Raw genomic sequence first — 22,220 nt, 5'->3', positions numbered from 1 at the left:
AACATGTTTGAGTGGATGGCCTGGACCACGCCGGTGGCGATTTTTTTCAGCTGCATCGTGCTGATGCTGGTGGGCATGACGGTGTGGGAGCTCAAGTCGCCGACGACGCTGCGGCGCGGCTTCCTGCCGCTGGAAACCACGCGCGGCGACCGGCTCTTCATCGGCCTGCTCAGCGCGGCCTACGTGAACCTGATTTTTGTCGGCATCAGCGGCAAGCTGGCCGGCTGGCTGGGGCTGGAAGCCGACCCCTCGATCTGGATCAGCTTTTTGTTGTCCCTGGTTTTGCTCGCCTGGATCATGCGCAAGGGCTAGCGGGCGGGACGCGACGAAAAGAGAAGTTCGGAGAAAAAGGAACCCGGCTCATATTCCCCGGAGCCGAACAAACCTTCAACCACGGGGAGTGAACCAATGAGGAGACAAGTCATGAAGATGCGATATACGGCATTGGCGGTGGCCGCGGTGTGTGCCATGGCCAGCCCCGGCTGGGCTGGCGAAGCCGAGGCCAAGAAGTGGATTGACAGCGAATTCCAGCCCTCCACGCTGTCCAAGGACAAGCAGCAGGCCGAGATGAAATGGTTCATCGACACGGCCAAGAAGCTGCAGGCCAAGGGCGTGAAGGAAATCTCGGTCGTGTCCGAGACCATCACCACCCATGAGTACGAATCGAAGACGCTGGCCAAGGCCTTCGAGGAAATCACCGGCATCAAGGTCAAGCACGACATCATCCAGGAAGGCGACGTGGTTGAAAAACTGCAGACCTCCATGCAGTCCGGCAAGTCGATTTACGACGGCTGGATTTCCGACTCCGACCTGATAGGCACCCATTACCGCTACGGCAAGATCCTGGCGCTGTCCGACTACATGGCCGGCGCGGGCAAGGAATACACCAACCCGGGCCTGGACCTCAAGGACTTCATCGGCACCAGTTTCACCACGGCGCCCGACGGCAAGCTTTACCAGCTGCCCGACCAGCAGTTCGCCAACCTTTACTGGTTCCGCGCCGACCTGTTCGCGCGCAAGGACCTGCAGGACAAGTTCAAGGCCAAGTACGGCTACGACCTGGGCGTGCCGCTGAACTGGAGCGCCTATGAAGACATCGCGGAGTTCTTTACCAATGACGTGAAAATCATAGACGGCAAGCCCATCTACGGCCACATGGATTACGGCAAGAAGGACCCGTCGCTGGGCTGGCGCTTTACCGATGCCTGGTTGTCCATGGCCGGTACCGCCGACAAGGGCATTCCCAACGGCATGCCGGTGGATGAATGGGGCATTCGCGTGGCAGCCGACAAGTGCACGCCAGTGGGCGCTTCGGTTTCGCGCGGTGGCGCGACCAATTCGCCGGCCGCGGTCTATGCGCTGACCAAGTACGTGGACTGGATGAAGAAGTACGCGCCCAAGGAAGCCAGCGGCATGACCTTCGGCGAAGCCGGCCCGGTGCCGGCCCAGGGGCAGATCGCCCAGCAGATCTTCTGGTACACGGCCTTTACCGCCGACATGACCAAGAAGGGCCTGCCGGTCGTGAACGCCGACGGCACGCCGAAGTGGCGTATGGCACCCGGCCCCAACGGCCCCTACTGGAAGCAGGGCATGCAAAACGGCTACCAGGACGTGGGCTCCTGGACCTTCTTCAAGGACCATGACCCCAACAAGGTGGCAGCCGCCTGGTTGTACGCGCAGTTCATCACTTCCAAGACCGTCTCCGCCAAGAAATCGGTGGTGGGCCTGACCTTCATCCGCGACAGCGATATCCACCACGACTACTTCACCAAGAATGCCGCCAATTACGGCGGCCTGATCGAGTTTTACCGTAGTCCGGCCCGCGTGGCCTGGACGCCGACCGGCAACAACGTGCCCGACTACCCCAAGCTGGCGCAGCTCTGGTGGAAGAACGTGGCGCAGGCCGTGACGGGCGAGAAGACCCCTCAGGGCGCGATGGATACGCTGGCCGACGAGATGGACCAGGTGATGGGACGCCTGGAGCGCGCCGGCATGGCCCACTGCGCGCCCAAGCTCAACCCCAAAGGCGATCCGGCCAAATGGCTGAGCGACAAGGGTGCGCCATGGGCCAAGCTGGCCAATGAAAAGCCCAAAGGCGAGACCATCAACTACGACAAGCTGCTGCAAGCCTGGAAAGACGGCAAGGTGCGCTGACCCCCGCAGGCCGTGSGGCGCATCGGCGCCGCACGGCCTGTTTTTTGCTGAAGCTGGAGGCGGGGCCCATGAGGGCTGTTGCCGTGGCGCTGGGGTAAGCTCGGGCGCACTTTAAAAAATGGGTTTGTATGGAACGGGAATCAAAGCCCATGACAACTGAATCAGCGCCTGCGGCGACGCGGCGCCAGGACTTGATGGCCAGGCTCGCCGAGCCGCGCCACTATGACATCGCGATCATCGGCGGCGGCGCCACCGGGCTGGGCGTCGCGCTGGACGCCGCCGCGCGCGGCTTTTCCGTCGTGCTGGTGGAATCGCACGACTTTGCCAAGGGCACCTCCTCGCGCGCCACCAAGCTGGTGCACGGTGGCGTGCGCTACCTGGCCCAGGGCAACATTTCGCTGGTGCGCGAGGCCTTGCACGAGCGCACCACCTTGCTGGCCAATGCGCCGCACCTGGCCCAGCCGCTGCCTTTTGTCATGCCTTCCTACAAGTTCTGGGAGGCGCCGTTTTACGGCATAGGGCTCAAGATGTATGACGCGCTGGCCGGCAAAGCGGGCCTGGGCGCCACGGAATTTCTCAACCGCCAGGAAACCCTGGCTTACCTGCCGACCGTGCAGCCGCAAGACCTCAAGGGCGGCGTCAAATATTGGGACGGCCAGTTTGACGATGCGCGGCTGGCGCTGGCCCTGGCTCGCACGGCGGCGCGACAGGGCGCGCTGCTGGTGAACTATTGCCCGGCCACCGGCCTGATCCATGAAGGCGGCAAGCTGGTCGGCCTGCACGCGCGCGACCAGGAGACGGGGCAGGCGTTCGAAATCCGGGCGAGCTGCGTGGTGAACGCCGCCGGCGTCTGGGTGGACCAGCTGCGTATGCAGGACGGCCAGGCCATAGGCCGTGACGCCAAGCCCATGGTGGCACCCAGCCAGGGCGTGCACATCGTGGTCGACCGCTCGTTTTTGCCCACCGACCATGCCTTGCTGGTACCCAAGACGGCCGACGGCCGGGTGCTGTTTGCCGTGCCCTGGCTCGGAAAGACCATCTTGGGCACCACTGACACGCCGCGCCACGACCTGGCCCGCGAACCGCTGCCTTTCAGGGAAGAGGTCGATTTCATCCTGCGCGAATCGGCGCGCTATTTGAGCCGTGCCCCGGGCCCGGCGGATATCAAAAGCATCTGGGTGGGGCTGCGGCCGCTGGTCAAACCGCCGGACGACGATGCCGGCAGCACCCAGGCGCTGTCGCGCGAACACACGGTGCTGGTCAGCAAAAGCGGCTTGGTCACTGTTACGGGCGGGAAGTGGACCACTTACCGGGCGATGGCCGAAGACGTGCTGGATAAATGTTTTGGCGCGGCGCTGCTGCCGGCACGGGCAGCAAGTGCTACCACGCATTTGAAGTTAGTTGGCGCTCACAACTCAAGCCACAAGATCAGTGAAGCGCCTGGGGCTCACTTATATGGCAGCGAGGCGCCCGCCCTGGACGCCCTGCCTGGGGCGGACCGTGAACTGAGCGGCGGCCTGACGGAAGCCATGGTGCGTTTTGCCGCCCGCCATGAATATGCTCGCACAGTGGAAGACGTGTTGGCACGCCGCTCCCGCCTGCTATTCCTCGATGCCGCGCTGGCCAGGACCCTCGCGCCGGAAGTGGCGACCCTGCTGCAGCAGGAAAACGGGGTGGATCCGCAACTGGACGCGTTTTTGGCGCTCTGCGGCCAATATTTGAGCCTGCCTGACTGATGCGGCCGCAGTCGCCGGAGGCGGCTGGCAAAAGCCTGCACCTCTGTGGTCGGGGCGGCACAGTGCTCTATTTTTTATAGCTGCCAATCCATGTCTGTATTGGAATTGACCTGGATTTGGCATCTGAAAAATTGCCCCTTGTACGTCCAGCCTCAGGCTGATTCCAGAGCCTTTCGGGCCGGCCAAGCCGCTTGCCGAAACGCCAAGGGAATATTTTCACAACAGCCGGTTGACAGTGCCGGGAGATTTAGTGATAATCGTGGGCTTCGCTCTAAAAAGGCGAAGAATTCTGCCTAACGGAAGCATCGCAAGTGGTTTGCGGTGTGGACGACAGGCCCAAGACTGATTGGCTGGTGATCCCAAGGGGTTGCCTTCCGGTGCAAGTTGGGAACACATTTAAATGATTCAAACGCAATCCAAGCTCGATGTTGCTGACAACACGGGTGCCAAGTCCGTGATGTGCATCAAGGTTCTGGGCGGCTCCAAGCGCCGGTACGCCAGCGTTGGTGACGTCATCAAGGTGAGCATCAAAGAAGCCGCTCCGCGTGGCCGCGTCAAAAAAGGCGAGGTTTACAGTGCAGTGGTCGTTCGCACCGCCAAGGGCATCCGCCGCGGTGACGGCTCCCTCGTTAAATTCGACGGCAACGCAGCAGTGTTGCTTAACGCCAAGCTGGAGCCTATCGGCACCCGCATCTTCGGACCAGTGACGCGCGAACTGCGCACTGAAAAGTTCATGAAGATCGTGTCCCTGGCTCCTGAAGTTCTGTAAGGACTCGCCATGAACAAAATCCGTAAAGGCGACGAGATCATCGTGATCGCCGGTCGCGACAAAGGCAAGCGCGGCAAGATTTCGCTGCGCAAAGACGACAGCTACGTGCTGGTGGACGGGATCAACCTGGTGAAAAAACACACCAAGCCCAACCCTCTCAAGGGCACCACCGGCGGCATCGTCGAAAAAAGCATGCCGATTCACCAGTCGAACGTGGCAATCTTCAATGCCGCAACCGGCAAGGCGGATCGCGTTGGCATCAAGCTTCTGGCAGACGGCAAAAAAGTGCGCGTCTTCAAGTCCAGCGGCGAAGAAATCAAGGCTGCATAACATGGCAAAGACCGCACCTGTACAACAAGCTGCTCCGCAGGCTCGCCTGCAGGCCCAGTACCGCGAAAAAATCGCCCCCGGCCTGATTGAAAAATTCGGCTACACCTCGCCTATGCAGGTTCCCCGCATCACCAAGATCACGCTCAACATGGGTGTGAGCGAGGCTGTTGCCGACAAGAAGGTCATGGACAACGCCGTCGGCGACATGACCAAGATCGCCGGCCAGAAGCCCGTCGTGACCAAGGCCAAGAAGGCTATCGCCGGTTTCAAGATCCGCGAAGACCTGCCCATCGGTTGCATGGTCACCCTGCGCGGCGTGAAGATGTATGAGTTCCTCGATCGTTTCGTCACCGTGGCTCTGCCCCGTGTGCGTGACTTCCGCGGTATTTCCGGCCGGGCCTTCGATGGCCGCGGAAACTACAACATCGGCGTGAAAGAGCAGATCATTTTCCCTGAGATCGAGTACGACAAGGTTGACGCCCTGCGCGGTCTCAATATCAGCATCACCACCACGGCAAAGACCGATGAAGAGTGCAAGGCACTTCTCACCGCTTTCCGTTTTCCGTTCAAGAACTGAGGCGGGACATGGCAAAACAAGCTTTACTGCAACGTGAACTGAAGCGCGAGAAACTCGCGGCCAAGTTCGCCAAAAAATACGCTGAACTCAAGGCGACGTCCAACGACGCCAAGCGCTCGGACGACGAACGCGCTCTGGCCCGCCTCGAGCTGCAAAAATTGCCCCGCAATGCCAACCCTACCCGCCAGCGCAACCGCTGCGCGATCACGGGTCGCCCACGCGGTACGTTCCGTCAATTCGGCCTGGCTCGCGCCAAGATCCGCGAGTTGGCTTTTGCTGGTGATATCCCTGGTATCACCAAGGCAAGCTGGTAAGCATAGGAGAACCACAAAATGAGCATGAGTGATCCTATCGCCGACATGTTGACCCGCATCCGCAATGCACAAATGGTTGAAAAAGCCGTTGTGCTGGTGCCGTCGTCGAAAGTCAAAGTTGCCATCGCGCAGGTACTGAAGGATGAGGGCTACATCGATGGCTTCTCCGTCAAGACCGACGAAGGCAAGTCCCAGCTGGAAATCGCCCTGAAGTATTACGCAGGCCGCCCCGTGATTGAGCGCATCGAGCGCGTCAGCCGCCCCGGTCTCCGTGTCTACAAAGGCCATGGCGCCATCCCCCAGGTCATGAACGGCCTTGGCGTGGCAATTGTCACGACGCCGCAAGGTGTCATGACTGATCGTAAAGCCCGCGCTACCGGTATCGGTGGTGAAGTGCTTTGCTACGTGGCCTAACGGCGGCATTGAGGAGAAACTGAAATGTCTCGTGTAGGAAAAATGCCGGTCTCCATCCCCCAGGGTGTGGACGTGGCCATGAAAGAAGACCAGATTAACGTCAAGGGCGCCCTCGGCACCTTGGCGCTGACGCAAAACACGCTTGTCACCATCAAGAACGATGCAGGCAAGCTGACTTTTGTGCCGGCCAACGATTCGCGTGAAGCCAATGCCATGAGCGGCACGATGCGCCAGCTCGTGAACAACATGGTGACCGGCGTGACCAAGGGCTTTGAGAAAAAGCTCAGCCTGATCGGCGTGGGTTACAAAGCCCAGGCCCAGGGCGCCAAGCTGAACCTGACGGTGGGTTACTCCCACCCGGTGGTGATGGACATGCCGGCCGGTATCAAGGTGGAAACGCCTACGCCGACCGAAATCATCATCAAGGGTTCCGACCGCCAGCGTGTGGGACAGATCGCCGCCGAAGTGCGCGCCGTCCGTCCTCCCGAGCCTTACAAAGGCAAGGGCATCCGTTATTCGGATGAAAAAATCACGATCAAAGAAACCAAGAAGAAATAAGGAGCTGCATCATGTTGACCAAAAAAGAGCAGCGCCTTCGTCGTTCACGCCAGACCCGCATCCGCATTGCCACGCAAGGTGTTGCCCGTCTGACCGTCAACCGCACCAACTTGCACATCTACGCCACGGTTATCTCTGGCGACGGCACCAAGGTGCTGGCTGCCGCTTCCACCGCGGAAGTCGAAGTGCGCAAGGACATCGGCGCCTCGGGTAAGGGCGGAAACGTTGCTGCTGCGCAGGCCATTGGCAAGCGCATTGCCGAAAAGGCAAAAGCGGCAGGTGTTGAAAAAGTGGCGTTTGATCGCGCCGGTTTTGCGTACCATGGCCGCGTCAAAGCGCTGGCTGATGCGGCTCGCGAAGCTGGCTTGCAGTTCTAAGCAGACTGGAATTAAGTATGGCTAAGTTTCAAGCAAAATCGAACAACGACGCTCCAGACGATGGTCTGAAGGAAAAAATGATCGCGGTCAACCGCGTGACCAAAGTCGTGAAGGGCGGCCGTATCCTCGGTTTCGCCGCACTCACGGTGGTTGGTGACGGTGACGGCCGCGTCGGCATGGGCAAGGGCAAGTCGAAAGAAGTGCCGGCAGCCGTGCAGAAGGCCATGGAAGAAGCGCGCCGCAACATGACCAAGGTCTCGTTGAAGAATGGCACGATCCACCACAATGTTTTCGGCCACCACGGTGCAGCCAGCGTCATGATGGCGCCGGCTCCCAAGGGTACCGGCATCATTGCCGGCGGCCCGATGCGCGCTGTTTTCGAAGTCATGGGCATTACCGACATCGTGGCCAAGAGCCATGGTTCGAGCAATCCCTACAACATGGTGCGCGCCACCATGGATGCACTGAACAACTCCACGACCGCTTCTGAAATTGCGGCCAAGCGTGGTAAATCAGTCGAAGAAATCTTCGGCTAAGGCGGCATTGAAATGACCAAAGAAACCAAAGTAAAAGTCCAGCTGGTTCGCAGCCCGATTGGCACCAAGGAATCGCATCGCGCCACCGTGCGCGGTCTGGGCCTTCGTGGCGTCAACAGCGTCAGCGAACTGCAGGACACGCCCGCAGTACGCGGCATGATCAACAAGATCAGCTATCTGGTCAAGATTGTCTGAGCGGAGACTCATCATGGAATTGAACGGAATCAAGCCTGGCCAAGGCGCCAAACATGCCAAGCGCCGTGTCGGTCGCGGCATCGGCTCCGGCCTGGGCAAAACGTCGGGCCGCGGCCACAAGGGCCAGAAGTCCCGCGCGGGCGGCTACCACAAGGTGGGCTTTGAAGGCGGTCAAATGCCTATGCAGCGCCGCTTGCCAAAGCGTGGCTTCAAGTCGCATCTGCTGAAGTTCAACGCCGAAGTCACTCTCGGTGCGCTGGAACAACTCGGCCTGGCCGAAGTGGACCTGCTGGCACTGAAGACGGCCGGCCTGGTGGGCCAGCTCGCCAAGAACGTCAAGGTCATCAAGACCGGTGAACTGACCAAGGCTGTGAAGCTGAACGGCATTTCCGCCACGGCGGCTGCCAAGGCTGTGATCGAAGCCGCCGGCGGCTCCGTCGCTTAATACCTGACTGGATTACATCAGTGGCAACCAACTCGGCTCAAATTGCGAAAACCGGCAAGTACGGTGATCTGCGCAACAGGCTTGTGTTTTTGCTGCTGGCCCTGGTGGTGTACCGCATCGGCGCGCACATCCCGGTGCCGGGGATTGACCCTGGCCAGCTGAAAGAGCTTTTCAAGGGCCAGCAAGGCGGCATATTGAACCTGTTCAATATGTTCTCGGGTGGTGCCCTGTCGCGATTCACGGTGTTTGCCCTGGGCATCATGCCGTACATCTCGGCCTCGATCATCATGCAACTGATGACCTACGTCGTTCCGACGTTCGAGCAGATGAAAAAAGAGGGTGAAAGCGGCCGCCGCAAGATCACCCAGTACACGCGCTACGGCACGCTGGCTTTGGCATTGTTCCAGTCCATGGGTATTGCCGTGGCACTGGAAAGCTCTCCGGGCCTGGTCCTGGCGCCTGGTTTTGGTTTCCGTATGACGGCGGTTTTCAGCCTGACGGCCGGCACCATGTTTTTGATGTGGCTGGGCGAGCAGATCACCGAGCGTGGTTTGGGCAACGGCATCTCGATCCTGATTTTTGCGGGTATCGCGGCCGGCCTGCCGAATGCGATGGGCGGCTTGCTGGAGCTGGTGCGAACCGGCGCCATGAGCATCGTGATCGCCATACTGATCGTCGCCGTGGTTGTGCTGGTAACGTATTTTGTGGTGTTCGTGGAGCGGGGCCAGCGCAAGATCCTTGTGAACTATGCGCGGCGCCAGGTGGGCAACAAGGTCTACGGCGGTCAGTCGTCGCACTTGCCGCTGAAGCTGAACATGGCGGGCGTGATCCCTCCGATCTTCGCTTCGTCGATCATCTTGCTGCCGGCGACGGTGGTGGGCTGGTTCAGCGCCGGTGACAGCATGCGCTGGTTGAAAGACATCGCCAGCACGCTGACGCCCGGCCAGCCGATCTACGTGATGCTGTATGCCAGCGCGATTGTGTTTTTCTGCTTCTTCTACACGGCCCTGGTGTTCAACAGCCGTGAAACGGCGGACAACCTGAAGAAGAGCGGCGCCTTCATTCCCGGCATCCGGCCAGGGGACCAGACGGCTCGCTACATTGACAAAATCCTGGTGCGCTTAACGCTGGCAGGTGCGGTTTACATCACATTCGTGTGTTTGCTGCCCGAGTTTCTGATTTTGAAATACAACGTGCCTTTCTATTTCGGCGGCACGTCGTTGATGATTATTGTCGTGGTGACCATGGATTTCATGGCCCAGGTGCAGAACTACATGATGTCGCAACAGTATGAGTCGTTGCTTAAAAAGGCGAACTTCAAGACGTCACTGGGCGGTTAACTGGATATTTGATGGGATATGTCTAAAGACGATGTGATCCAGATGCAAGGCGAGGTTGTAGAAAACCTCCCCAATGCGACTTTCAGGGTGAAGCTGGAAAATGGACATGTTGTACTGGGGCACATCTCGGGAAAAATGCGTATGCACTACATCCGCATCCTCCCCGGTGACAAGGTAACGGTTGAATTGACGCCTTACGATTTATCGCGCGCACGCATTGTTTTCCGTGCCAAGTAAGCACAGAGTGAAAGTTTAGGAGTAATAGAAATGAGAGTTTCAGCTTCGGTCAAGAAGATTTGCCGCAACTGCAAGGTTATCCGTCGCAAGGGCGTTGTCCGTGTGATCTGCACGGACCCACGCCACAAACAGCGTCAAGGCTGATTTCAAGAGTTTTAGAGGACGAACATGGCTCGTATCGCTGGTATCAATATTCCGCCGCAGCAGCACGCCGAAATCGGCTTGACTGCTATCTTTGGCATCGGTCGCACGCGCGCTCGCAAAATTTGCGAAGCATGCGACATCGCCTACGCCAAAAAGGTCAAAGACCTGACCGATGGCGACCTGGAAAAAATCCGTGAGCAGATCGCCCTGTTCACCATCGAAGGTGACTTGCGTCGTGAAACCACGATGAACATCAAGCGCCTGATGGACATCGGCTGCTACCGCGGCTTCCGCCATCGTCGCGGCCTGCCCATGCGCGGCCAGCGCACCCGGACCAATGCCCGCACCCGCAAGGGTCCGCGCAAGGCCGCCGCAGCTTTGAAGAAATAATTGAGAGGTCGTCATGGCAAAATCACCAAGCAATAACGCCGCACAGCGCGTTCGCAAGAAAGTTCGCAAGAACGTGGCCGATGGTATCGCCCACGTGCACGCTTCTTTCAACAACACGATCATCACCATCACGGATCGCCAGGGCAATGCCTTGTCCTGGGCTTCCTCCGGTGGCCAGGGCTTCAAGGGTTCGCGCAAATCCACCCCTTTCGCAGCGCAGGTCGCTTCGGAAGTGGCAGGCCGCGCCGCCATTGAACAGGGCATCAAGAACCTTGACGTTGAAATCAAGGGTCCTGGTCCCGGCCGTGAATCGTCTGTTCGCGCTTTGGGCGCACTCGGCATCCGGATCAATTCGATCGCCGACGTGACCCCGGTTCCGCACAACGGCTGCCGCCCGCAAAAGCGCCGCCGCATTTAATCCCCCGTGCCTGGCTGTCCGACGGGTTGTTTCCAGTCCGTCAGATACCAGGCATTTTTACCAAGCCCACCGCCGGCAGGTCACGACCTCCGGCTCCTGCATGCAAATGCAGCAGATGACAAAAGGACACTCAAGTGGCACGTTACCTAGGCCCCAAGGCCAAACTATCCCGCCGTGAAGGCACCGACCTGTTCCTGAAGAGCGCACGCCGCGCCATCAGCGACAAGGCCAAATTCGACTCCAAGCCGGGCCAGCATGGCCGTACCTCCGGTACCCGCACCTCCGACTTCGGCCTGCAACTGCGCGAGAAGCAAAAAGTCAAGCGCATGTACGGCGTGCTCGAGAAGCAGTTCCGCCGCTACTTCGAAGAAGCCGATCGCCGCAAGGGCAACACCGGCGCCAACCTGTTGTTCATCCTGGAATGCCGCCTGGACAACGTGGTCTACCGCATGGGCTTCGGCTCGACCCGCGCTGAAGCACGCCAGCTGGTGTCGCACAAGGCCATCACGGTCAACGGCGGTTCGGTCAACATTCCTTCGTACATGGTCAAGGCCGGCGACATCATCGCCGTGCGCGACAAGTCGAAGAAGCAGACCCGCATCACCGAAGCCCTCGAGCTCGCAAAACAGGTCGGCCTGCCCGCCTGGGTCGATGTGAACGCCGACAAGGGCGAAGGCACCTTCAAGAAGGTTCCTGACCGCGACGAGTTTGCCGCCGACGTCAACGAATCGTTGATCGTCGAGTTGTACTCACGCTAATTTTTCGTTCCTGCGATACGGGGCACCGTATCGCCAGGGTGTGCTTCGCCGGCCTTATCGGTGTAACGAACCGAGGGTATTGAGAGGAAGACTGCATGCAGACCAATTTGTTGAAACCAAAAACCATCAATGTCGAGCAACTTGGCGCCAACCGCGCCAAGGTGACTCTGGAGCCGTTCGAGCGTGGCTACGGCCATACGCTGGGCAACGCGCTGCGCCGCGTACTGTTGTCTTCCATGGTCGGCCACGCCGCCACTGAAGTCACCATCGCGGGTGTCCTGCACGAGTACTCGTCCATCGACGGTGTGCAGGAAGACGTCGTCAACATCCTGTTGAACCTCAAGGGTGTGGTGTTCAAGCTCCACAACCGCGATGAAGTCACGCTGAGCCTGCGCAAGGACGGCGAAGGCCCTGTCACCGCCGCCGACATCCAGACGCCGCATGACGTGGAAATCATCAACCCTGAGCACGTGATCGTGAACCTGTCGCACGGCGGCAAGATCGACATGCAGATCAAGGTTGAAAACGGCCGCGGCTATGTGCCTGGCAACCAGCGCCGCTACGGCGACGAGTCGCCGAAATCCATCGGCCGCATCGTGCTGGACGCGTCGTTCTCGCCCGTCAAGCGCGTGAGCTACATCGTCGAAAGCGCCCGCGTCGAGCAGCGCACCGACCTCGACAAGCTCGTGCTGGAAATCGAAACCAACGGCGCCGTGACGGCTGAAGATGCTGTCCGTGCCTCGGCCAAGATCCTGGTTGAGCAACTGGCGGTGTTCGCGCAGCTCGAAGGCAACGAACTGGCCGCGTTTGACGCGCCCGTTCAGCGCAGCTCGCAGCAGTTCGACCCGATCCTGCTGCGTCCTGTCGACGAGCTCGAACTCACCGTGCGCTCGGCGAACTGCCTCAAGGCGGAAAACATTTACTACATTGGCGATCTGATCCAGCGCACTGAAAACGAGCTGCTCAAGACCCCCAACCTGGGACGTAAATCGCTCAACGAGATCAAGGAAGTGCTGGCCTCCCGCGGCCTGACGCTCGGAATGCGCCTGGAAAGCTGGCCTCCCGCCGGCCTCGACAAGCGATAATTGAAACAAGATCCCTGAACGGGGTCTCGCACGGGCAGTACCTGATACGGCTGCCCGGATTTTAAAAAAGGAAACACACCATGCGCCACGGACACGGACTACGTAAACTCAACCGCACCAGCGAGCACCGCCTCGCCATGCTGCGCAACATGATGAACTCGCTGCTGCAGCACGAAGTCATCAAGACCACCCTGCCAAAGGCCAAGGAATTGCGCCGCGTGGTGGAACCCATGATCACCCTGGGCAAAGAACCCACGCTGGCCAACAAGCGCCTGGCATTCGACCGCCTGCGCGACCGCGACATGGTCGTCAAGCTGTTCGCTGAAATCGGCCCGCGCTACAAAGCTCGTCCAGGCGGCTACACCCGCATCCTGAAGATGGGTTTCCGCGTTGGCGACAATGCACCCATGGCTTTGGTCGAACTGGTGGACCGTCCTGAAGTGTCGGAAGACACTACCGCTGACGCGGCCAAGGCAGAGTAAGCTACAATACAGATATACCGCGCGGTGGAGCAGCCTGGTAGCTCGTTGGGCTCATAACCCAAAGGTCGTAAGTTCAAATCTTGCCCGCGCAACCAACACGTGAGTCTCCGGACTCACAGCAAAACGCCTGCATCAGCAGGCGTTTTGCTTTCCGGCCCGCATTCATGCGTGCCGTGATTCATGGTCCCCGAACGGCGATGCCGGCATCGCCACTCGAAAGACCGAACACTCAGTCCGGCACCACCGCCGTCACTTCAATCTCCACCCGCGCACGGTCTTCCACCAGGCCCGCCACTTCGACGCAGGTCATGGCCGGGAAGTTCTTGCCCATGACCTCGCGGTAGGCGCCGCCCAGCTCCTTGAGCCTGGCGACATACTCCACCTTGTCGACGACGTACCAAGTCATGCGCACCATGTGTTCGGGCCCGGCGCCGCCGGCCTGGAGCACCGCCAGGATGTTCTGCAGCGCCTGCTTGGTCTGTGCGATGAAATCGTCGCTCTCGAACTCCTGCTTCGCATTCCAGCCGATCTGGCCGCCCACGAACAGCAGCGCGCCGCGCGCGAGCATGCCGTTGGCATAGCCCTTGGGCTCAGCCCAGCCGGGGGGTTGTAGTTTCTTGATCATGTGTCTCCAGGGGATGTTTGTTGCAGATAAGGCAGCAGCGCGCTGCGCAACGCTTCGGGAATGCGCACAGGCTTGCCGTGGGGAACTTCGGAATAGACGACCACGCCATGCGCCCTGAGCCTGATGTCGCCGGCCTCGCCATGGACTTCGTACTGCATTCCCAGGCTCGAGTTGCCGATGCGCGTGAGTTCCAGCGTGATCGTGAGCGCGTCGCCGTTGCGGCACATGCCCAGGAACTCGGTCTTCAGGTCCACGATGGGCACGCCGGTTCCGCCGGCGATCAGCTTGTGCTCCGGAAAACCAATGTGCGCCAGAAAGTCTTCCTGCACCTCATGCAGCAGGTAAAAGAACTGCGGGTAAAAAACAATGCCGGCCGGGTCGCAGTGGTGGAAGCGGACGAGCTTGGGAACGCAGAACTTCATGGCTGGCGCAGCTTGAAGCGTTGCAGCTTGCCGGTCTCGGTGCGCGGAAGCTTGTCCACAAATTCAACCTGGCGCGGGTACTTGAAAGGCGCCAGCGTGGCCTTGACGTGGTCTTGCAAGGCCTTGGCCAGCGTGTCGCCGGCGGCCTCGCCGGGCTTGAGCACGATAAAGGCCTTCACCACCATGCCGCGGTCCTCATCGGGCAGGCCGACCACGCCGCACTCGGCCACGGCCGGGTGCTTGAGCAGCGCGTCTTCCACCTCCGGCCCGGCCACGTTGTAGCCGGCGGTGATGATCATGTCGTCGGCGCGCGCCTGGTAGAAGAAATAGCCGTCGGCGTCCTGCATGAAGGCATCGCCCGGGTAGTTCCAGCCGTTCTTCACATAGTTGCCCTGGCGCGCGTCGTCCAGGTAGCGGCAGCCGGTGGGCCCCACCACGGCCAGCTTGCCGATGGTGCCGCGCGGCACTTCCGCGCCCGTCTCGTCCACCACCTTCGCGGTATAACCTGGCACCACCTTGCCGATGGCGCCGCGGCGCACCTCGGCGCCGGCGGCCGAGATGAAGATGTGGAACATCTCGGTCGCGCCTATGCCGTCAACCATCTCGATGCCGCTGGCGTCCTTCCACAGCTGGCGCGTGGCGTCCGGCAGGCTTTCGCCGGCGCTTACGCACAGCCGCAGGCCCGGCACGCCATGCTGTTTGGCAAAAGGCGCCATCTGCCGGTAAAACGTGGGCGCGGTGTAGCAGACCGTCGCGCCGACCTGGTTGATGAGCTTGACCATGGCCTCCGGCGTATAGCCTATGGAGGGGTAGTACACGGAGGCGCCCGCCCACATCGGGAAAATCAGCATGCCGCCCAGGCCGAAGGTAAAGGCCAGCGGCGGCGAACCGACCACGATGTCGTCCGGCTTCGCCTTGAGCACATGGCGCGGCCAGGCCTCGCAGGCGGCCAGCACATCGCGGTGCGTGTGCACGGCGGCCTTGGGTTTGCCGGTGGTGCCCGAGGTGAAGGCCATCAGCGCGATGTCGTCGGCCGACACGGGGCAGGGTGTGAACTGGCCGTCTTTCTGGGCCGACAGTACGGCCAGCGATCCCAGCGCGTCCATCACATTGAAGGGCACGATGGCCGGCAGCGTCGCGCCTGGCGCCTGCGCCGCCTGCAGTTCCTCCAGCAGGCCGGCATCGCACAAGGCCAGCGCGGGCCGGGCTTTCTCGATGATCTCGCCGAGTTCCTTGGCGCGCAACAGCGGCATGGTGGCCACCGCCACCAGCCCGGCCTGGACCACGCCCAGCCAGGCCAGCGCCATGCCTATCGAATTGCCGCCGCGCAGCAGAACGCGATTGCCGGGCTTGAGGCTGAAATCTTCGGTCAGCACCTGCGCGATGCGGTTCACGCGCTCCAGCGCCTCGGCATAGCTCAGCGTGATCTTGTCCGAGCGCAGCAGCGGCTTGTCCGCGCGCCCCTCGCGAAAGGCCTTGTCGAACAGGTGTTGCACGAGGTTGGCCCGCGCCGGGACGCGCAGCTCGGGCAGCGCATACACCATGCGCGGCAGCTGTTCAGGCTGCGGCAGGCGGTCGTGCACAAAGCGATCCGCCTGCGCGGAGGGCGCCGCGGGCATGGTTTCAGCGGAAGGAAGCTCAGGGTCGGAGACGGAGGTGCTCATGATTGCAGTACGGCCTTTCCAATGATGAGTTGCTGCACTTCGGTCGCGCCTTCGTAAATGCGCAGCGAGCGGATGTCGCGGTACAGGCTTTCCACTTTGGTGCCCACCTTGACGCCCAGGCCGCCGTGCATCTGCAGCGCCATGTCGATGACTTTTTGCGCGTTCTCGGTGGCCGTCATCTTGGCCATGGCCGGCTCCGCCGTGATGCGCGCACCGGTGCCCAGGCGTTCGCTTTCGTCGCGCATCCAGGCCGCGCGGTAGGTCAGCAGCGCGGCCGCGTCGACCAGCGCCGCCATTTCGCCGAGCTTGGCCTGCGTGAGCTGGAAGTCCGCCAGGGTCTGGCCGAACATCTTGCGTTCTTTGGAGAAGTGCACCGCTTCGGCCAGCGCGCGGCGCGCCATGCCCAGCGCGGCGGCCGCCACGGAGGCGCGGAAAATGTCCAGCGTCTGCATCGCCAGCTTGAAGCCGCCGTGCAGCGCGCCCAGCTGCGCATCTTTCGGCAACTTGCAGTGCGCGAACTTCAGCGTGGCCAGCGGGTGCGGCGCCATCACGGCGATATGCTCGCTGCTGTCCAGGCCCGTGCTGTCGGCATCGACGATAAAGGCCGTGATGCCGCGCGTGCCGGCCTGCAGGTCGGTCTTGGCGAAGGTCACGTAAAAATCCGCGATACCGCCGTTGCTGATCCAGGTCTTGCTGCCGTTCAGCGCCCAGCCTTCGCCGGTTTCCGTAGCCGCGGTCGCCATGGCGCCGGCGTCCGAGCCCGCGTCGGGCTCGCTCAAGGCAAAGGCCGCAATCTTCTTGCCGCTGGCTACCAGCGGCAAATACGCGGCCTGCTGCGCCGGCGTGCCCGCCAGCGTGATGGCGCCGCTGCCCAGTCCTTGCATCGCAAAGGCGAAGTCGGCCAAAGGCGAATGAAAGGCCAGCGTCTCGCGCAGGATCACCAGCGCACGTGAATCGAGTTTTTCCAGCGCGCCGCCCAGCGCGCCGTCTTTACCCGCCGGCACGCAGTAGCGCAGCCAGCCCTCTGCGCCCAGCAGGCTCACCCACTCCTTGCAGGCCTTGCGGTCGTCGCTCTCGTCGATGTGCTGCTGGGGCATCCACTCGGCCAGGCGTGAACCCAGCTCGCGGTGAACCTCGTCAAAAAAAGGCAGCGCCAGGTGGGCGGTCGTCGATTTCATGTTCAATCACCCTGGAACACAGGTTTTTTCTTGGCTGAAAACGCCTTGTAGGCGCGCTTGAAATCCTGCGTCTGCATGCAGATGGCCTGCGCCTGCGCCTCGGCCTCGATCGCCTGGTCCAGCGTCATGGCCCATTCCTGGTGCAGCATGGTCTTGGTCATGCCGTGCGCGAAGGTCGGGCCCTCGGCCAGTTCCTGTGCCAGCTTTTGCGCCTGCGCCAGCACGTCCTGCGGCTCATGCAGCGCATTGAAGAAGCCCCAGGCCAGGCCTTCCTGCGCGCTCATGGCCCTGCCGGTGAACAGCAGCTCCGAGGCGCGCCCCTGGCCTATCAGGCGAGGCAGCAGCGCGCAGGCGCCCATGTCGGCGCCGGCCAGGCCCACGCGCGTGAACAGGAATGCCGTCTTGGCCTGGGCCGTGCCCAGGCGCATGTCGGCCGCCAGCGCCATCATGGCGCCCGCACCGGCGCAAATGCCGTCAATCGCCGCGATGATGGGCTGCGGGCACAGGCGCATGGCCTTGATCAGATCGCCCGTCATGCGCGTGAACTCCAGCAGCTCGGGCATGGTCATCTTGGTCAGCGGCCCGATGATCTCGTGCACGTCGCCGCCCGAGCAGAAGTTGCCGCCCGCACCGGTGATCACCACCGTCTTCACGTCGGTCGCGCTGTTCAGCGTGCGGAACAAATCGCGCAGCTCGGCATAGGAATCAAAGGTCAGCGGGTTCTTGCGCTCGGGCCGGTTCAGCGTCAGTGTCGCGACCCCGGCATCGAAGGAATAGGCGAAATGCTCCGCCTGGTAGTGGGCCATCGCGTCGAAATGCGCGCGCATGGGGTTGGCCAGGCCGATGTAATGTTTCATGTCGTCTCCAGTTTGGTGTCGGCGAGTTGATTGTGGTGCTGCTTGACCTTGCCCAGCAGCTTGTGCAGTGATTCGACTTCGCGCGGCGACAGCGCCTCGAAAGCCGCGACGATCCAGGCCTCATGCTCGCTCGCCATCTCATCGAAGAGCTTGCGCCCGCGCGGCGTCAGGCGAACGCGGTAGGCGCGGCGGTCGCCTTCGACGTCCACACGCTCCACCAGCCCCTCGGCCACCAGCTGGTCGGTGATACCCGTGACATTGCCGCCCGTCACCATCATGCGGCGCGACAGCTCGTTCATCTTCAGGCCTTCGGGGCTGCGCTCTAGCTGCGCCATCAGGTCAAAGCGCGGCAAGGTGGTGTCGAACTGCTCGCGCAGCTGGGTGCGCACCTGCTTTTCCACCAGCTGCGTGCAGGTCAGCATGCGCAGCCAGAGCCGCAATGCTTCGGGGTGTTCGCTGTGGCCTCGTGCTTCCATGTCCATGGGGGTCTCCTGGGTGTTGGCTTTTGCCTGTTATCTCTGTTGTCTATTGCTATTTGCCGGCGGTGGCCTGGCCGCGCTCGGCTTGAGCGGCCTGAACGGCCATCTCTTTCTGTTTGGCGAGCTCGCGGTAGAGCTGGTCGCGCCCGCTCAGGTAGGGCTGGGGCCAGTTCACGTGGCGGCTTTGCAGCTTGGCCGCTTCGTGCAGCGTCCAGGCCGGGTCGGCCAGGTGCGGGCGCGCGATCGCGCACAGGTCGGCGCGGCCCGCTGCGATGATGCTGTTGACGTGGTCGACTTCCGAGATCGCGCCGACGGCGATGGTCTGTATGCCCACCTCGTTGCGGATGCGGTCGGCAAACGGCGTCTGGTACATGCGGCCGTAGACCGGCTTGGCCGCGCGCGTGGTCTGGCCCGACGACACGTCGATGAAATCGCAGCCTGCGGCCTTGAACATGCGCGCGATGGCCACCGCGTCGTCCGCCGTGTTGCCGCCCGGCGCCCAGTCGTGCGCCGAGATCCGCACGCTCATGGGCAGGTGCGCTGGCCACACCGCGCGCATGGCGCTGAACACTTCCAGCGGAAAGCGGCAGCGGTTTTCCAGGCTGCCGCCGAAGTCGTCCGTGCGCTGGTTGGTCAGCGGCGTGATGAAGCTCGACAGCAGGTAACCGTGCGCGCAATGCAGCTCCAGCCAGTCAAAACCGGCCTCCACCGCATAGCGGGTGGACTGCACGAACTCCGCCTTCACGCGGTCCATGTCGGCGCGCGTCATCGCCTGCGGCACCTGGTTGGTCGGGCCATAGGCCACGGCGCTGGCCGCCAGCAGCGGCCAGTTGCCGGTGACGAGCGGCTCATCGGGCTGCTCCCAGCCCACCTGCGTCGAACCCTTGGGCCCGCTGTGGCCCAGCTGCAGGCCAATCCTGGCGCCCGCGCCCGAGGTATGCACAAAATCCACAATGCGCTTGAAAGCCTTGGCCTGCGTGTCGTTCCACAAACCCGGGCAGCCCGGCGTGATGCGGCCCTCGGGGCAGGGCGAGGTCATTTCCACAAACACCAGCGCCGCGCCGCCCAGCGCACGCGCGCCCAGGTGCACCAGGTGGAAGTCCTGCGGCACGCCGTCCACCGCGCTGTAGGTGGCCATGGGCGACACGACAATGCGGTTTTTTAAGTTGAGTTCGCGCACCTTGAGCGGCAGCAGCATGGGTGGCGGCGCATGGGCAGCATTGCTCCTGGCCAGCCACTGCTCGTAACCCTGCAGCCAGGCCGCATCGCGCACGCGCAGGTTCTCATGGCTGATGCGCTGCGAGCGCGTCAGCAGCGAGTAGAAGAACTGCTCGGCTTCCATGCCGCTGTAGCGGTCCACGTTCTCGAACCATTCGGTCGAGTTGCGTGCCGCGTTCTGGATCTTCAGCACTTCCACGGAGCGCAGCGCTTCATAGGCCTGCAGCGCAGCGGCCGCATCGCCGTGCTGTGCGAAACAGTTGGTCAGCTCAATCGCATCTTCCAAGGCCAGCTTGGTTCCACTGCCGATCGAGAAATGCGCCGTGTGCGCCGCGTCGCCCATCAGCACGATGGGAACTTGCTTGCCATCGATGGCGGCCTCATGCACCCAGCGCTCGCACACCACGCGCGGAAAGCGTATCCAGATCGCCGAGCCGCGCACATGCGTCGCATTGTTCATCAGCGGGTTGCCGTCCAGGTACTTGGCGAACAGGCGCTCGCAGAACGCGATGCCGTCCTCCTGGCTCATCTGGTCCAGGCCGTGGGCTTTCCACACCGCTTCCGGCGTTTCGACGATAAAGGTCGAGGTGTTCTCGTCAAACTTGTAGGCGTGCGCCGCGAACCAGCCGTGCTCGGTCTGCTCAAACGCGAAGGTGAAGGCGTCGAAAGTCTTGTGCGTACCCAGCCAGACAAAACGGCAGGCGCGCAACTCCACATCGGGCTTGAAGGTCTCCGCATAACGGTTGCGGATGCGGCTGTTCAGGCCGTCGCTGGCGATTACCACGTCGGCCTTGTACTGCGCCGCGATGGCCTGGTCGTCCTGCACGTCGGTTTCGAACACCAGGTCCACACCCAGCGCGATGCAGCGTTCCTGCAGGATGTTGAGCAGGCGCTTGCGCCCGATCCCGCAAAAACCGTGGCCGCCGGATCGCACCGAGCGCCCCTTGAAGAACACCTCCACGTCATCCCAGTGGTTGAAGGCATCGCCGATCAGCTGTGCGCTGACAGGGTCGGCCGCGCGCAGGTTGCCCAGGGTCTGGTCCGACAGCACCACGCCCCAGCCGAAGGTGTCGAAAGGCCGGTTGCGCTCGACCACCGTCACCTGGTGGGCTGGGTTTTGCAGCTTCATCAGCAGGGCGAAATACAAACCTGCGGGACCACCGCCCAGGCAAAGAATGTGCATGAAAGCGTACTCTCTGGATTAATCTTGCCTTAATTGTTTAGGTTTAAACTAAATCCGTCAAGCGGGTTTTACCGCAAGACTGGAAAGCAGATGTGAGCAGGGCGCGCGGGTGGAGCGGCCGGCCATCCGGCCTTGGTTCAAGGTGCCTGGAAGGCTGCGGCCCGGTAAGTGAGCACCAACGTGTCGCGGAATCCGGCGCCCGGCTGGTCGTCGGCCGGCAGTATCGGTGTGGTCTCGTGAATCACCCGAGCGTCGTCCAGCAGCAGCGCCGTCAGCGGCTCCCGCATCACAAAACGCACGCCGTGCGGGCCGTTGGCGTCGAACACCCGGGTCTCACCGCCCTTCACGCCGTGGCGCGCCACCATCATCACCACCACAAAGTCCACACCGTCGCGGTGCGCGCCCTCCGGCGTCGGCCGGCCCACGCCTCCGGCCGTGTCGATGCGGAACTGGTGCGCCTCGATGTACCAGCGCGCCGTCGGCTGCACCTGGGCGAACAGCTTGCCCAGGCCGGCTATCAGGTCCGTCCACGCCGGGGCGCCCGCCACGGCAGGCTCCACAGGCTCAAACCAGCGCTCAAAGCCGCCGTGCAGCGCGTTGTAATCCGTCGGCTGCCAGTGCGCGCGGTGCGGTGTCTGCACCAGCGTGCCTGCGGCCAGCTCCTGTACAAAACACGAATGCCGGCGCTTGCGGTAATGCCCGCCGTCCTTCAGGTGGGCGTCCGGCGGCAGCCGGTCCCAGGAAGCCGTCAGCGCATTCCAGGCCGGCGCCCAGGCCGCGCCCAGTTCCAGCGTGGCCGTCAGCTCGGCCGGGTTCAGCAGGCTCAGGCCGTCCTGGCTGAGCGCCTGGCGGGCCGACTTGGGGACAGTGGCGATATTGAACATAGGCCGCTATTTTGCTTGAGCCGCGCGGCCCGCCCCGTACCCGAGTCTGCAAAGCCCCACGGCCCCAGGAAGTGAAACCTGCCTACATACACAGATTCAAAAACTTTCCATAATGGCCTGTCTGTCCAACTTGAGGAGCTTATCCATGCTTTACAAATTCAAATCCAAAGACGCCGGCGATGTGATCATGCTCGAAGCCAACGGCCGCAAGGTCCTCGAAATCATCGGCAAAGACCCCGCCCCCAAAGGCATCATCCTGCCCGAGCAGATGCCCGCCGCCATCGCCGCGCTGCAGGCCGCCATCGCGCATGAGGAAGCCCACGACGCCAATGCCGAAGATGGCGTCGTTCCCGGCGACGGCCTGGGTCTGCGACAGCGCGCCGTGCCCTTCATCGATATGCTCCAGCGCAACCTCAAGTCGGGTCATGAGGTGGTCTGGGGGGTGTAGGCG

At 62.0% G+C, this 22,220-nt stretch carries 30 protein-coding genes and 1 tRNA gene; 23 read left to right on the top strand and 8 right to left on the bottom strand.

Annotated elements, in window-relative coordinates:
* Window positions 1-3 precede the first annotated feature (3 nt).
* The 22 genes from AC1D0O_RS12460 (at window position 4) to AC1D0O_RS12355 (ending at window position 13,354) form a co-directional block, all read left to right on the top strand.
* A complete protein-coding gene (locus AC1D0O_RS12460) occupies window positions 4-312 on the top strand; it encodes a DUF2160 domain-containing protein (RefSeq protein WP_436156939.1) in 309 nt (102 codons plus the stop codon).
* Between the two features lie 111 nt (window positions 313-423).
* Complete coding sequence (locus tag AC1D0O_RS12455) at window positions 424-2,154, top strand: ABC transporter substrate-binding protein (protein ID WP_477653826.1); 1,731 nt, start codon at window positions 424-426, stop codon at window positions 2,152-2,154.
* Between the two features lie 149 nt (window positions 2,155-2,303).
* Window positions 2,304-3,890, top strand: coding sequence for a glycerol-3-phosphate dehydrogenase/oxidase (locus tag AC1D0O_RS12450; RefSeq protein ID WP_477653825.1), 1,587 nt, complete (start codon window positions 2,304-2,306; stop codon window positions 3,888-3,890).
* Window positions 3,891-4,290: 400 nt separating this feature from the next.
* Window positions 4,291-4,659, top strand: a complete 369-nt coding sequence (rplN, locus tag AC1D0O_RS12445) for a 50S ribosomal protein L14 (protein ID WP_007869247.1) — start codon at window positions 4,291-4,293, stop codon at window positions 4,657-4,659.
* 9 nt (window positions 4,660-4,668) lie between these two features.
* Entirely contained in the window at window positions 4,669-4,989 is a 321-nt protein-coding gene (rplX, locus tag AC1D0O_RS12440) for a 50S ribosomal protein L24 (protein ID WP_122954344.1), read from the top strand.
* Window position 4,990: 1 nt separating this feature from the next.
* Window positions 4,991-5,566 (top strand): 50S ribosomal protein L5, encoded by a 576-nt coding sequence (gene rplE / locus AC1D0O_RS12435; protein ID WP_477653824.1) that lies wholly within the window; start codon window positions 4,991-4,993, stop codon window positions 5,564-5,566.
* Window positions 5,567-5,574: 8 nt separating this feature from the next.
* Window positions 5,575-5,880 carry a 30S ribosomal protein S14 gene (rpsN, locus tag AC1D0O_RS12430; protein ID WP_411878484.1) on the top strand — a complete coding sequence of 102 codons (306 nt, stop codon included), beginning with the start codon at window positions 5,575-5,577 and terminating at the stop codon, window positions 5,878-5,880.
* 18 nt (window positions 5,881-5,898) lie between these two features.
* Window positions 5,899-6,294, top strand: a complete 396-nt coding sequence (gene rpsH / locus AC1D0O_RS12425) for a 30S ribosomal protein S8 (protein WP_122954342.1) — start codon at window positions 5,899-5,901, stop codon at window positions 6,292-6,294.
* Between the two features lie 24 nt (window positions 6,295-6,318).
* Window positions 6,319-6,852, top strand: a complete 534-nt coding sequence (rplF, locus tag AC1D0O_RS12420) for a 50S ribosomal protein L6 (RefSeq protein ID WP_477653823.1) — start codon at window positions 6,319-6,321, stop codon at window positions 6,850-6,852.
* An 11-nt stretch (window positions 6,853-6,863) separates the two neighbouring features.
* Window positions 6,864-7,229: a 50S ribosomal protein L18 gene (rplR, locus tag AC1D0O_RS12415; RefSeq protein ID WP_411884579.1), complete on the top strand. Its 366-nt coding sequence runs from the start codon at window positions 6,864-6,866 to the stop codon at window positions 7,227-7,229.
* 17 nt (window positions 7,230-7,246) lie between these two features.
* Window positions 7,247-7,765 (top strand): 30S ribosomal protein S5, encoded by a 519-nt coding sequence (rpsE, locus tag AC1D0O_RS12410; RefSeq protein WP_092130234.1) that lies wholly within the window; start codon window positions 7,247-7,249, stop codon window positions 7,763-7,765.
* 12 nt (window positions 7,766-7,777) lie between these two features.
* Window positions 7,778-7,960: a 50S ribosomal protein L30 gene (rpmD, locus tag AC1D0O_RS12405; RefSeq protein ID WP_122954340.1), complete on the top strand. Its 183-nt coding sequence runs from the start codon at window positions 7,778-7,780 to the stop codon at window positions 7,958-7,960.
* 13 nt (window positions 7,961-7,973) lie between these two features.
* On the top strand, window positions 7,974-8,405 hold the full coding sequence (gene rplO, locus AC1D0O_RS12400; RefSeq protein ID WP_477653822.1) for a 50S ribosomal protein L15: 432 nt from the start codon (window positions 7,974-7,976) through the stop codon (window positions 8,403-8,405).
* 20 nt (window positions 8,406-8,425) lie between these two features.
* On the top strand, window positions 8,426-9,745 hold the full coding sequence (gene secY / locus AC1D0O_RS12395) for a preprotein translocase subunit SecY (protein WP_477653821.1): 1,320 nt from the start codon (window positions 8,426-8,428) through the stop codon (window positions 9,743-9,745).
* A gap of 18 nt (window positions 9,746-9,763) precedes the next feature.
* Window positions 9,764-9,982, top strand: coding sequence for a translation initiation factor IF-1 (infA, locus tag AC1D0O_RS12390; protein WP_007869286.1), 219 nt, complete (start codon window positions 9,764-9,766; stop codon window positions 9,980-9,982).
* Between the two features lie 30 nt (window positions 9,983-10,012).
* On the top strand, window positions 10,013-10,126 hold the full coding sequence (rpmJ, locus tag AC1D0O_RS12385) for a 50S ribosomal protein L36 (protein ID WP_028820150.1): 114 nt from the start codon (window positions 10,013-10,015) through the stop codon (window positions 10,124-10,126).
* A 24-nt stretch (window positions 10,127-10,150) separates the two neighbouring features.
* Window positions 10,151-10,516 (top strand): 30S ribosomal protein S13, encoded by a 366-nt coding sequence (rpsM, locus tag AC1D0O_RS12380; protein WP_074579313.1) that lies wholly within the window; start codon window positions 10,151-10,153, stop codon window positions 10,514-10,516.
* A 13-nt stretch (window positions 10,517-10,529) separates the two neighbouring features.
* Window positions 10,530-10,934, top strand: a complete 405-nt coding sequence (gene rpsK, locus AC1D0O_RS12375) for a 30S ribosomal protein S11 (protein WP_007869288.1) — start codon at window positions 10,530-10,532, stop codon at window positions 10,932-10,934.
* A 134-nt stretch (window positions 10,935-11,068) separates the two neighbouring features.
* The gene (rpsD, locus tag AC1D0O_RS12370; RefSeq protein WP_348045240.1) at window positions 11,069-11,692 is read left to right on the top strand and encodes a 30S ribosomal protein S4; all 624 of its coding nucleotides are present in this window, start codon (window positions 11,069-11,071) and stop codon (window positions 11,690-11,692) included.
* A gap of 95 nt (window positions 11,693-11,787) precedes the next feature.
* Window positions 11,788-12,777: a DNA-directed RNA polymerase subunit alpha gene (locus AC1D0O_RS12365; protein WP_122954336.1), complete on the top strand. Its 990-nt coding sequence runs from the start codon at window positions 11,788-11,790 to the stop codon at window positions 12,775-12,777.
* A gap of 80 nt (window positions 12,778-12,857) precedes the next feature.
* Complete coding sequence (gene rplQ / locus AC1D0O_RS12360; protein ID WP_007869297.1) at window positions 12,858-13,259, top strand: 50S ribosomal protein L17; 402 nt, start codon at window positions 12,858-12,860, stop codon at window positions 13,257-13,259.
* A gap of 18 nt (window positions 13,260-13,277) precedes the next feature.
* A tRNA-Met gene (locus AC1D0O_RS12355) sits at window positions 13,278-13,354 on the top strand.
* 134 nt (window positions 13,355-13,488) lie between these two features.
* On the opposite strand, the gene AC1D0O_RS12350 is transcribed toward AC1D0O_RS12355, so the two are convergent.
* The 8 genes from AC1D0O_RS12350 to AC1D0O_RS12315 all read right to left on the bottom strand — a co-directional run bounded on the left by AC1D0O_RS12350 (window position 13,489) and on the right by AC1D0O_RS12315 (window position 21,769).
* On the bottom strand, window positions 13,489-13,884 hold the full coding sequence (locus AC1D0O_RS12350) for a RidA family protein (protein WP_477653820.1): 396 nt from the start codon (window positions 13,882-13,884) through the stop codon (window positions 13,489-13,491).
* On the bottom strand, window positions 13,881-14,306 hold the full coding sequence (locus AC1D0O_RS12345; RefSeq protein WP_477653819.1) for an acyl-CoA thioesterase: 426 nt from the start codon (window positions 14,304-14,306) through the stop codon (window positions 13,881-13,883). The genes AC1D0O_RS12350 and AC1D0O_RS12345 overlap by 4 nt, the downstream gene beginning before the upstream one ends.
* Window positions 14,303-15,970: an AMP-binding protein gene (locus AC1D0O_RS12340; protein WP_477653818.1), complete on the bottom strand. Its 1,668-nt coding sequence runs from the start codon at window positions 15,968-15,970 to the stop codon at window positions 14,303-14,305. The genes AC1D0O_RS12345 and AC1D0O_RS12340 overlap by 4 nt, the downstream gene beginning before the upstream one ends.
* The gene (locus tag AC1D0O_RS12335; protein WP_477653817.1) at window positions 15,967-17,148 is read right to left on the bottom strand and encodes an acyl-CoA dehydrogenase family protein; all 1,182 of its coding nucleotides are present in this window, start codon (window positions 17,146-17,148) and stop codon (window positions 15,967-15,969) included. The genes AC1D0O_RS12340 and AC1D0O_RS12335 overlap by 4 nt, the downstream gene beginning before the upstream one ends.
* Before the next feature lie 2 nt (window positions 17,149-17,150).
* On the bottom strand, window positions 17,151-18,005 hold the full coding sequence (locus AC1D0O_RS12330) for an enoyl-CoA hydratase family protein (RefSeq protein WP_477653816.1): 855 nt from the start codon (window positions 18,003-18,005) through the stop codon (window positions 17,151-17,153).
* The gene (locus AC1D0O_RS12325; protein WP_436156926.1) at window positions 18,002-18,487 is read right to left on the bottom strand and encodes a MarR family winged helix-turn-helix transcriptional regulator; all 486 of its coding nucleotides are present in this window, start codon (window positions 18,485-18,487) and stop codon (window positions 18,002-18,004) included. The genes AC1D0O_RS12330 and AC1D0O_RS12325 overlap by 4 nt, the downstream gene beginning before the upstream one ends.
* Before the next feature lie 49 nt (window positions 18,488-18,536).
* A complete protein-coding gene (locus tag AC1D0O_RS12320) occupies window positions 18,537-20,885 on the bottom strand; it encodes a bifunctional salicylyl-CoA 5-hydroxylase/oxidoreductase (RefSeq protein ID WP_477653815.1) in 2,349 nt (782 codons plus the stop codon).
* Between the two features lie 137 nt (window positions 20,886-21,022).
* Window positions 21,023-21,769 carry a 2OG-Fe dioxygenase family protein gene (locus AC1D0O_RS12315; RefSeq protein ID WP_477653814.1) on the bottom strand — a complete coding sequence of 249 codons (747 nt, stop codon included), beginning with the start codon at window positions 21,767-21,769 and terminating at the stop codon, window positions 21,023-21,025.
* 145 nt (window positions 21,770-21,914) lie between these two features.
* On the opposite strand from AC1D0O_RS12315, the gene AC1D0O_RS12310 reads away from it, so the two are divergent.
* On the top strand, window positions 21,915-22,217 hold the full coding sequence (locus AC1D0O_RS12310; protein WP_436156923.1) for a DUF1840 domain-containing protein: 303 nt from the start codon (window positions 21,915-21,917) through the stop codon (window positions 22,215-22,217).
* Window positions 22,218-22,220 lie beyond the last annotated feature (3 nt).

It is taken from the genome of Polaromonas sp. P1_F2 (assembly GCF_056405735.1).
The sequence above is the reverse complement of the archived record's forward strand: the minus strand, read 5'-3'. Positions and strand labels throughout refer to the sequence as shown.

Coding starts and splice junctions, on each gene's coding strand:
- rplN (WP_007869247.1), top strand. CDS start 4,291: ATGATTCAAACGCAATCCAAGCTCGATGTTGCTGACAACACGGGTGCC.
- AC1D0O_RS12455 (WP_477653826.1), top strand. CDS start 424: ATGAAGATGCGATATACGGCATTGGCGGTGGCCGCGGTGTGTGCCATG.
- rplF (WP_477653823.1), top strand. CDS start 6,319: ATGTCTCGTGTAGGAAAAATGCCGGTCTCCATCCCCCAGGGTGTGGAC.
- AC1D0O_RS12365 (WP_122954336.1), top strand. CDS start 11,788: ATGCAGACCAATTTGTTGAAACCAAAAACCATCAATGTCGAGCAACTT.
- rpmJ (WP_028820150.1), top strand. CDS start 10,013: ATGAGAGTTTCAGCTTCGGTCAAGAAGATTTGCCGCAACTGCAAGGTT.
- AC1D0O_RS12350 (WP_477653820.1), bottom strand. CDS start 13,884: ATGATCAAGAAACTACAACCCCCCGGCTGGGCTGAGCCCAAGGGCTAT.
- AC1D0O_RS12325 (WP_436156926.1), bottom strand. CDS start 18,487: ATGGACATGGAAGCACGAGGCCACAGCGAACACCCCGAAGCATTGCGG.
- AC1D0O_RS12340 (WP_477653818.1), bottom strand. CDS start 15,970: ATGAGCACCTCCGTCTCCGACCCTGAGCTTCCTTCCGCTGAAACCATG.
- rplX (WP_122954344.1), top strand. CDS start 4,669: ATGAACAAAATCCGTAAAGGCGACGAGATCATCGTGATCGCCGGTCGC.
- AC1D0O_RS12450 (WP_477653825.1), top strand. CDS start 2,304: ATGACAACTGAATCAGCGCCTGCGGCGACGCGGCGCCAGGACTTGATG.
- AC1D0O_RS12330 (WP_477653816.1), bottom strand. CDS start 18,005: ATGAAACATTACATCGGCCTGGCCAACCCCATGCGCGCGCATTTCGAC.
- rpsE (WP_092130234.1), top strand. CDS start 7,247: ATGGCTAAGTTTCAAGCAAAATCGAACAACGACGCTCCAGACGATGGT.
- rplE (WP_477653824.1), top strand. CDS start 4,991: ATGGCAAAGACCGCACCTGTACAACAAGCTGCTCCGCAGGCTCGCCTG.
- AC1D0O_RS12320 (WP_477653815.1), bottom strand. CDS start 20,885: ATGCACATTCTTTGCCTGGGCGGTGGTCCCGCAGGTTTGTATTTCGCC.
- infA (WP_007869286.1), top strand. CDS start 9,764: ATGTCTAAAGACGATGTGATCCAGATGCAAGGCGAGGTTGTAGAAAAC.
- rplQ (WP_007869297.1), top strand. CDS start 12,858: ATGCGCCACGGACACGGACTACGTAAACTCAACCGCACCAGCGAGCAC.
- rpsH (WP_122954342.1), top strand. CDS start 5,899: ATGAGCATGAGTGATCCTATCGCCGACATGTTGACCCGCATCCGCAAT.
- rpsK (WP_007869288.1), top strand. CDS start 10,530: ATGGCAAAATCACCAAGCAATAACGCCGCACAGCGCGTTCGCAAGAAA.
- AC1D0O_RS12335 (WP_477653817.1), bottom strand. CDS start 17,148: ATGAAATCGACGACCGCCCACCTGGCGCTGCCTTTTTTTGACGAGGTT.
- AC1D0O_RS12310 (WP_436156923.1), top strand. CDS start 21,915: ATGCTTTACAAATTCAAATCCAAAGACGCCGGCGATGTGATCATGCTC.
- rpsN (WP_411878484.1), top strand. CDS start 5,575: ATGGCAAAACAAGCTTTACTGCAACGTGAACTGAAGCGCGAGAAACTC.
- rpsM (WP_074579313.1), top strand. CDS start 10,151: ATGGCTCGTATCGCTGGTATCAATATTCCGCCGCAGCAGCACGCCGAA.
- AC1D0O_RS12345 (WP_477653819.1), bottom strand. CDS start 14,306: ATGAAGTTCTGCGTTCCCAAGCTCGTCCGCTTCCACCACTGCGACCCG.
- AC1D0O_RS12460 (WP_436156939.1), top strand. CDS start 4: ATGTTTGAGTGGATGGCCTGGACCACGCCGGTGGCGATTTTTTTCAGC.
- rpmD (WP_122954340.1), top strand. CDS start 7,778: ATGACCAAAGAAACCAAAGTAAAAGTCCAGCTGGTTCGCAGCCCGATT.
- AC1D0O_RS12315 (WP_477653814.1), bottom strand. CDS start 21,769: ATGTTCAATATCGCCACTGTCCCCAAGTCGGCCCGCCAGGCGCTCAGC.
- rplO (WP_477653822.1), top strand. CDS start 7,974: ATGGAATTGAACGGAATCAAGCCTGGCCAAGGCGCCAAACATGCCAAG.
- rplR (WP_411884579.1), top strand. CDS start 6,864: ATGTTGACCAAAAAAGAGCAGCGCCTTCGTCGTTCACGCCAGACCCGC.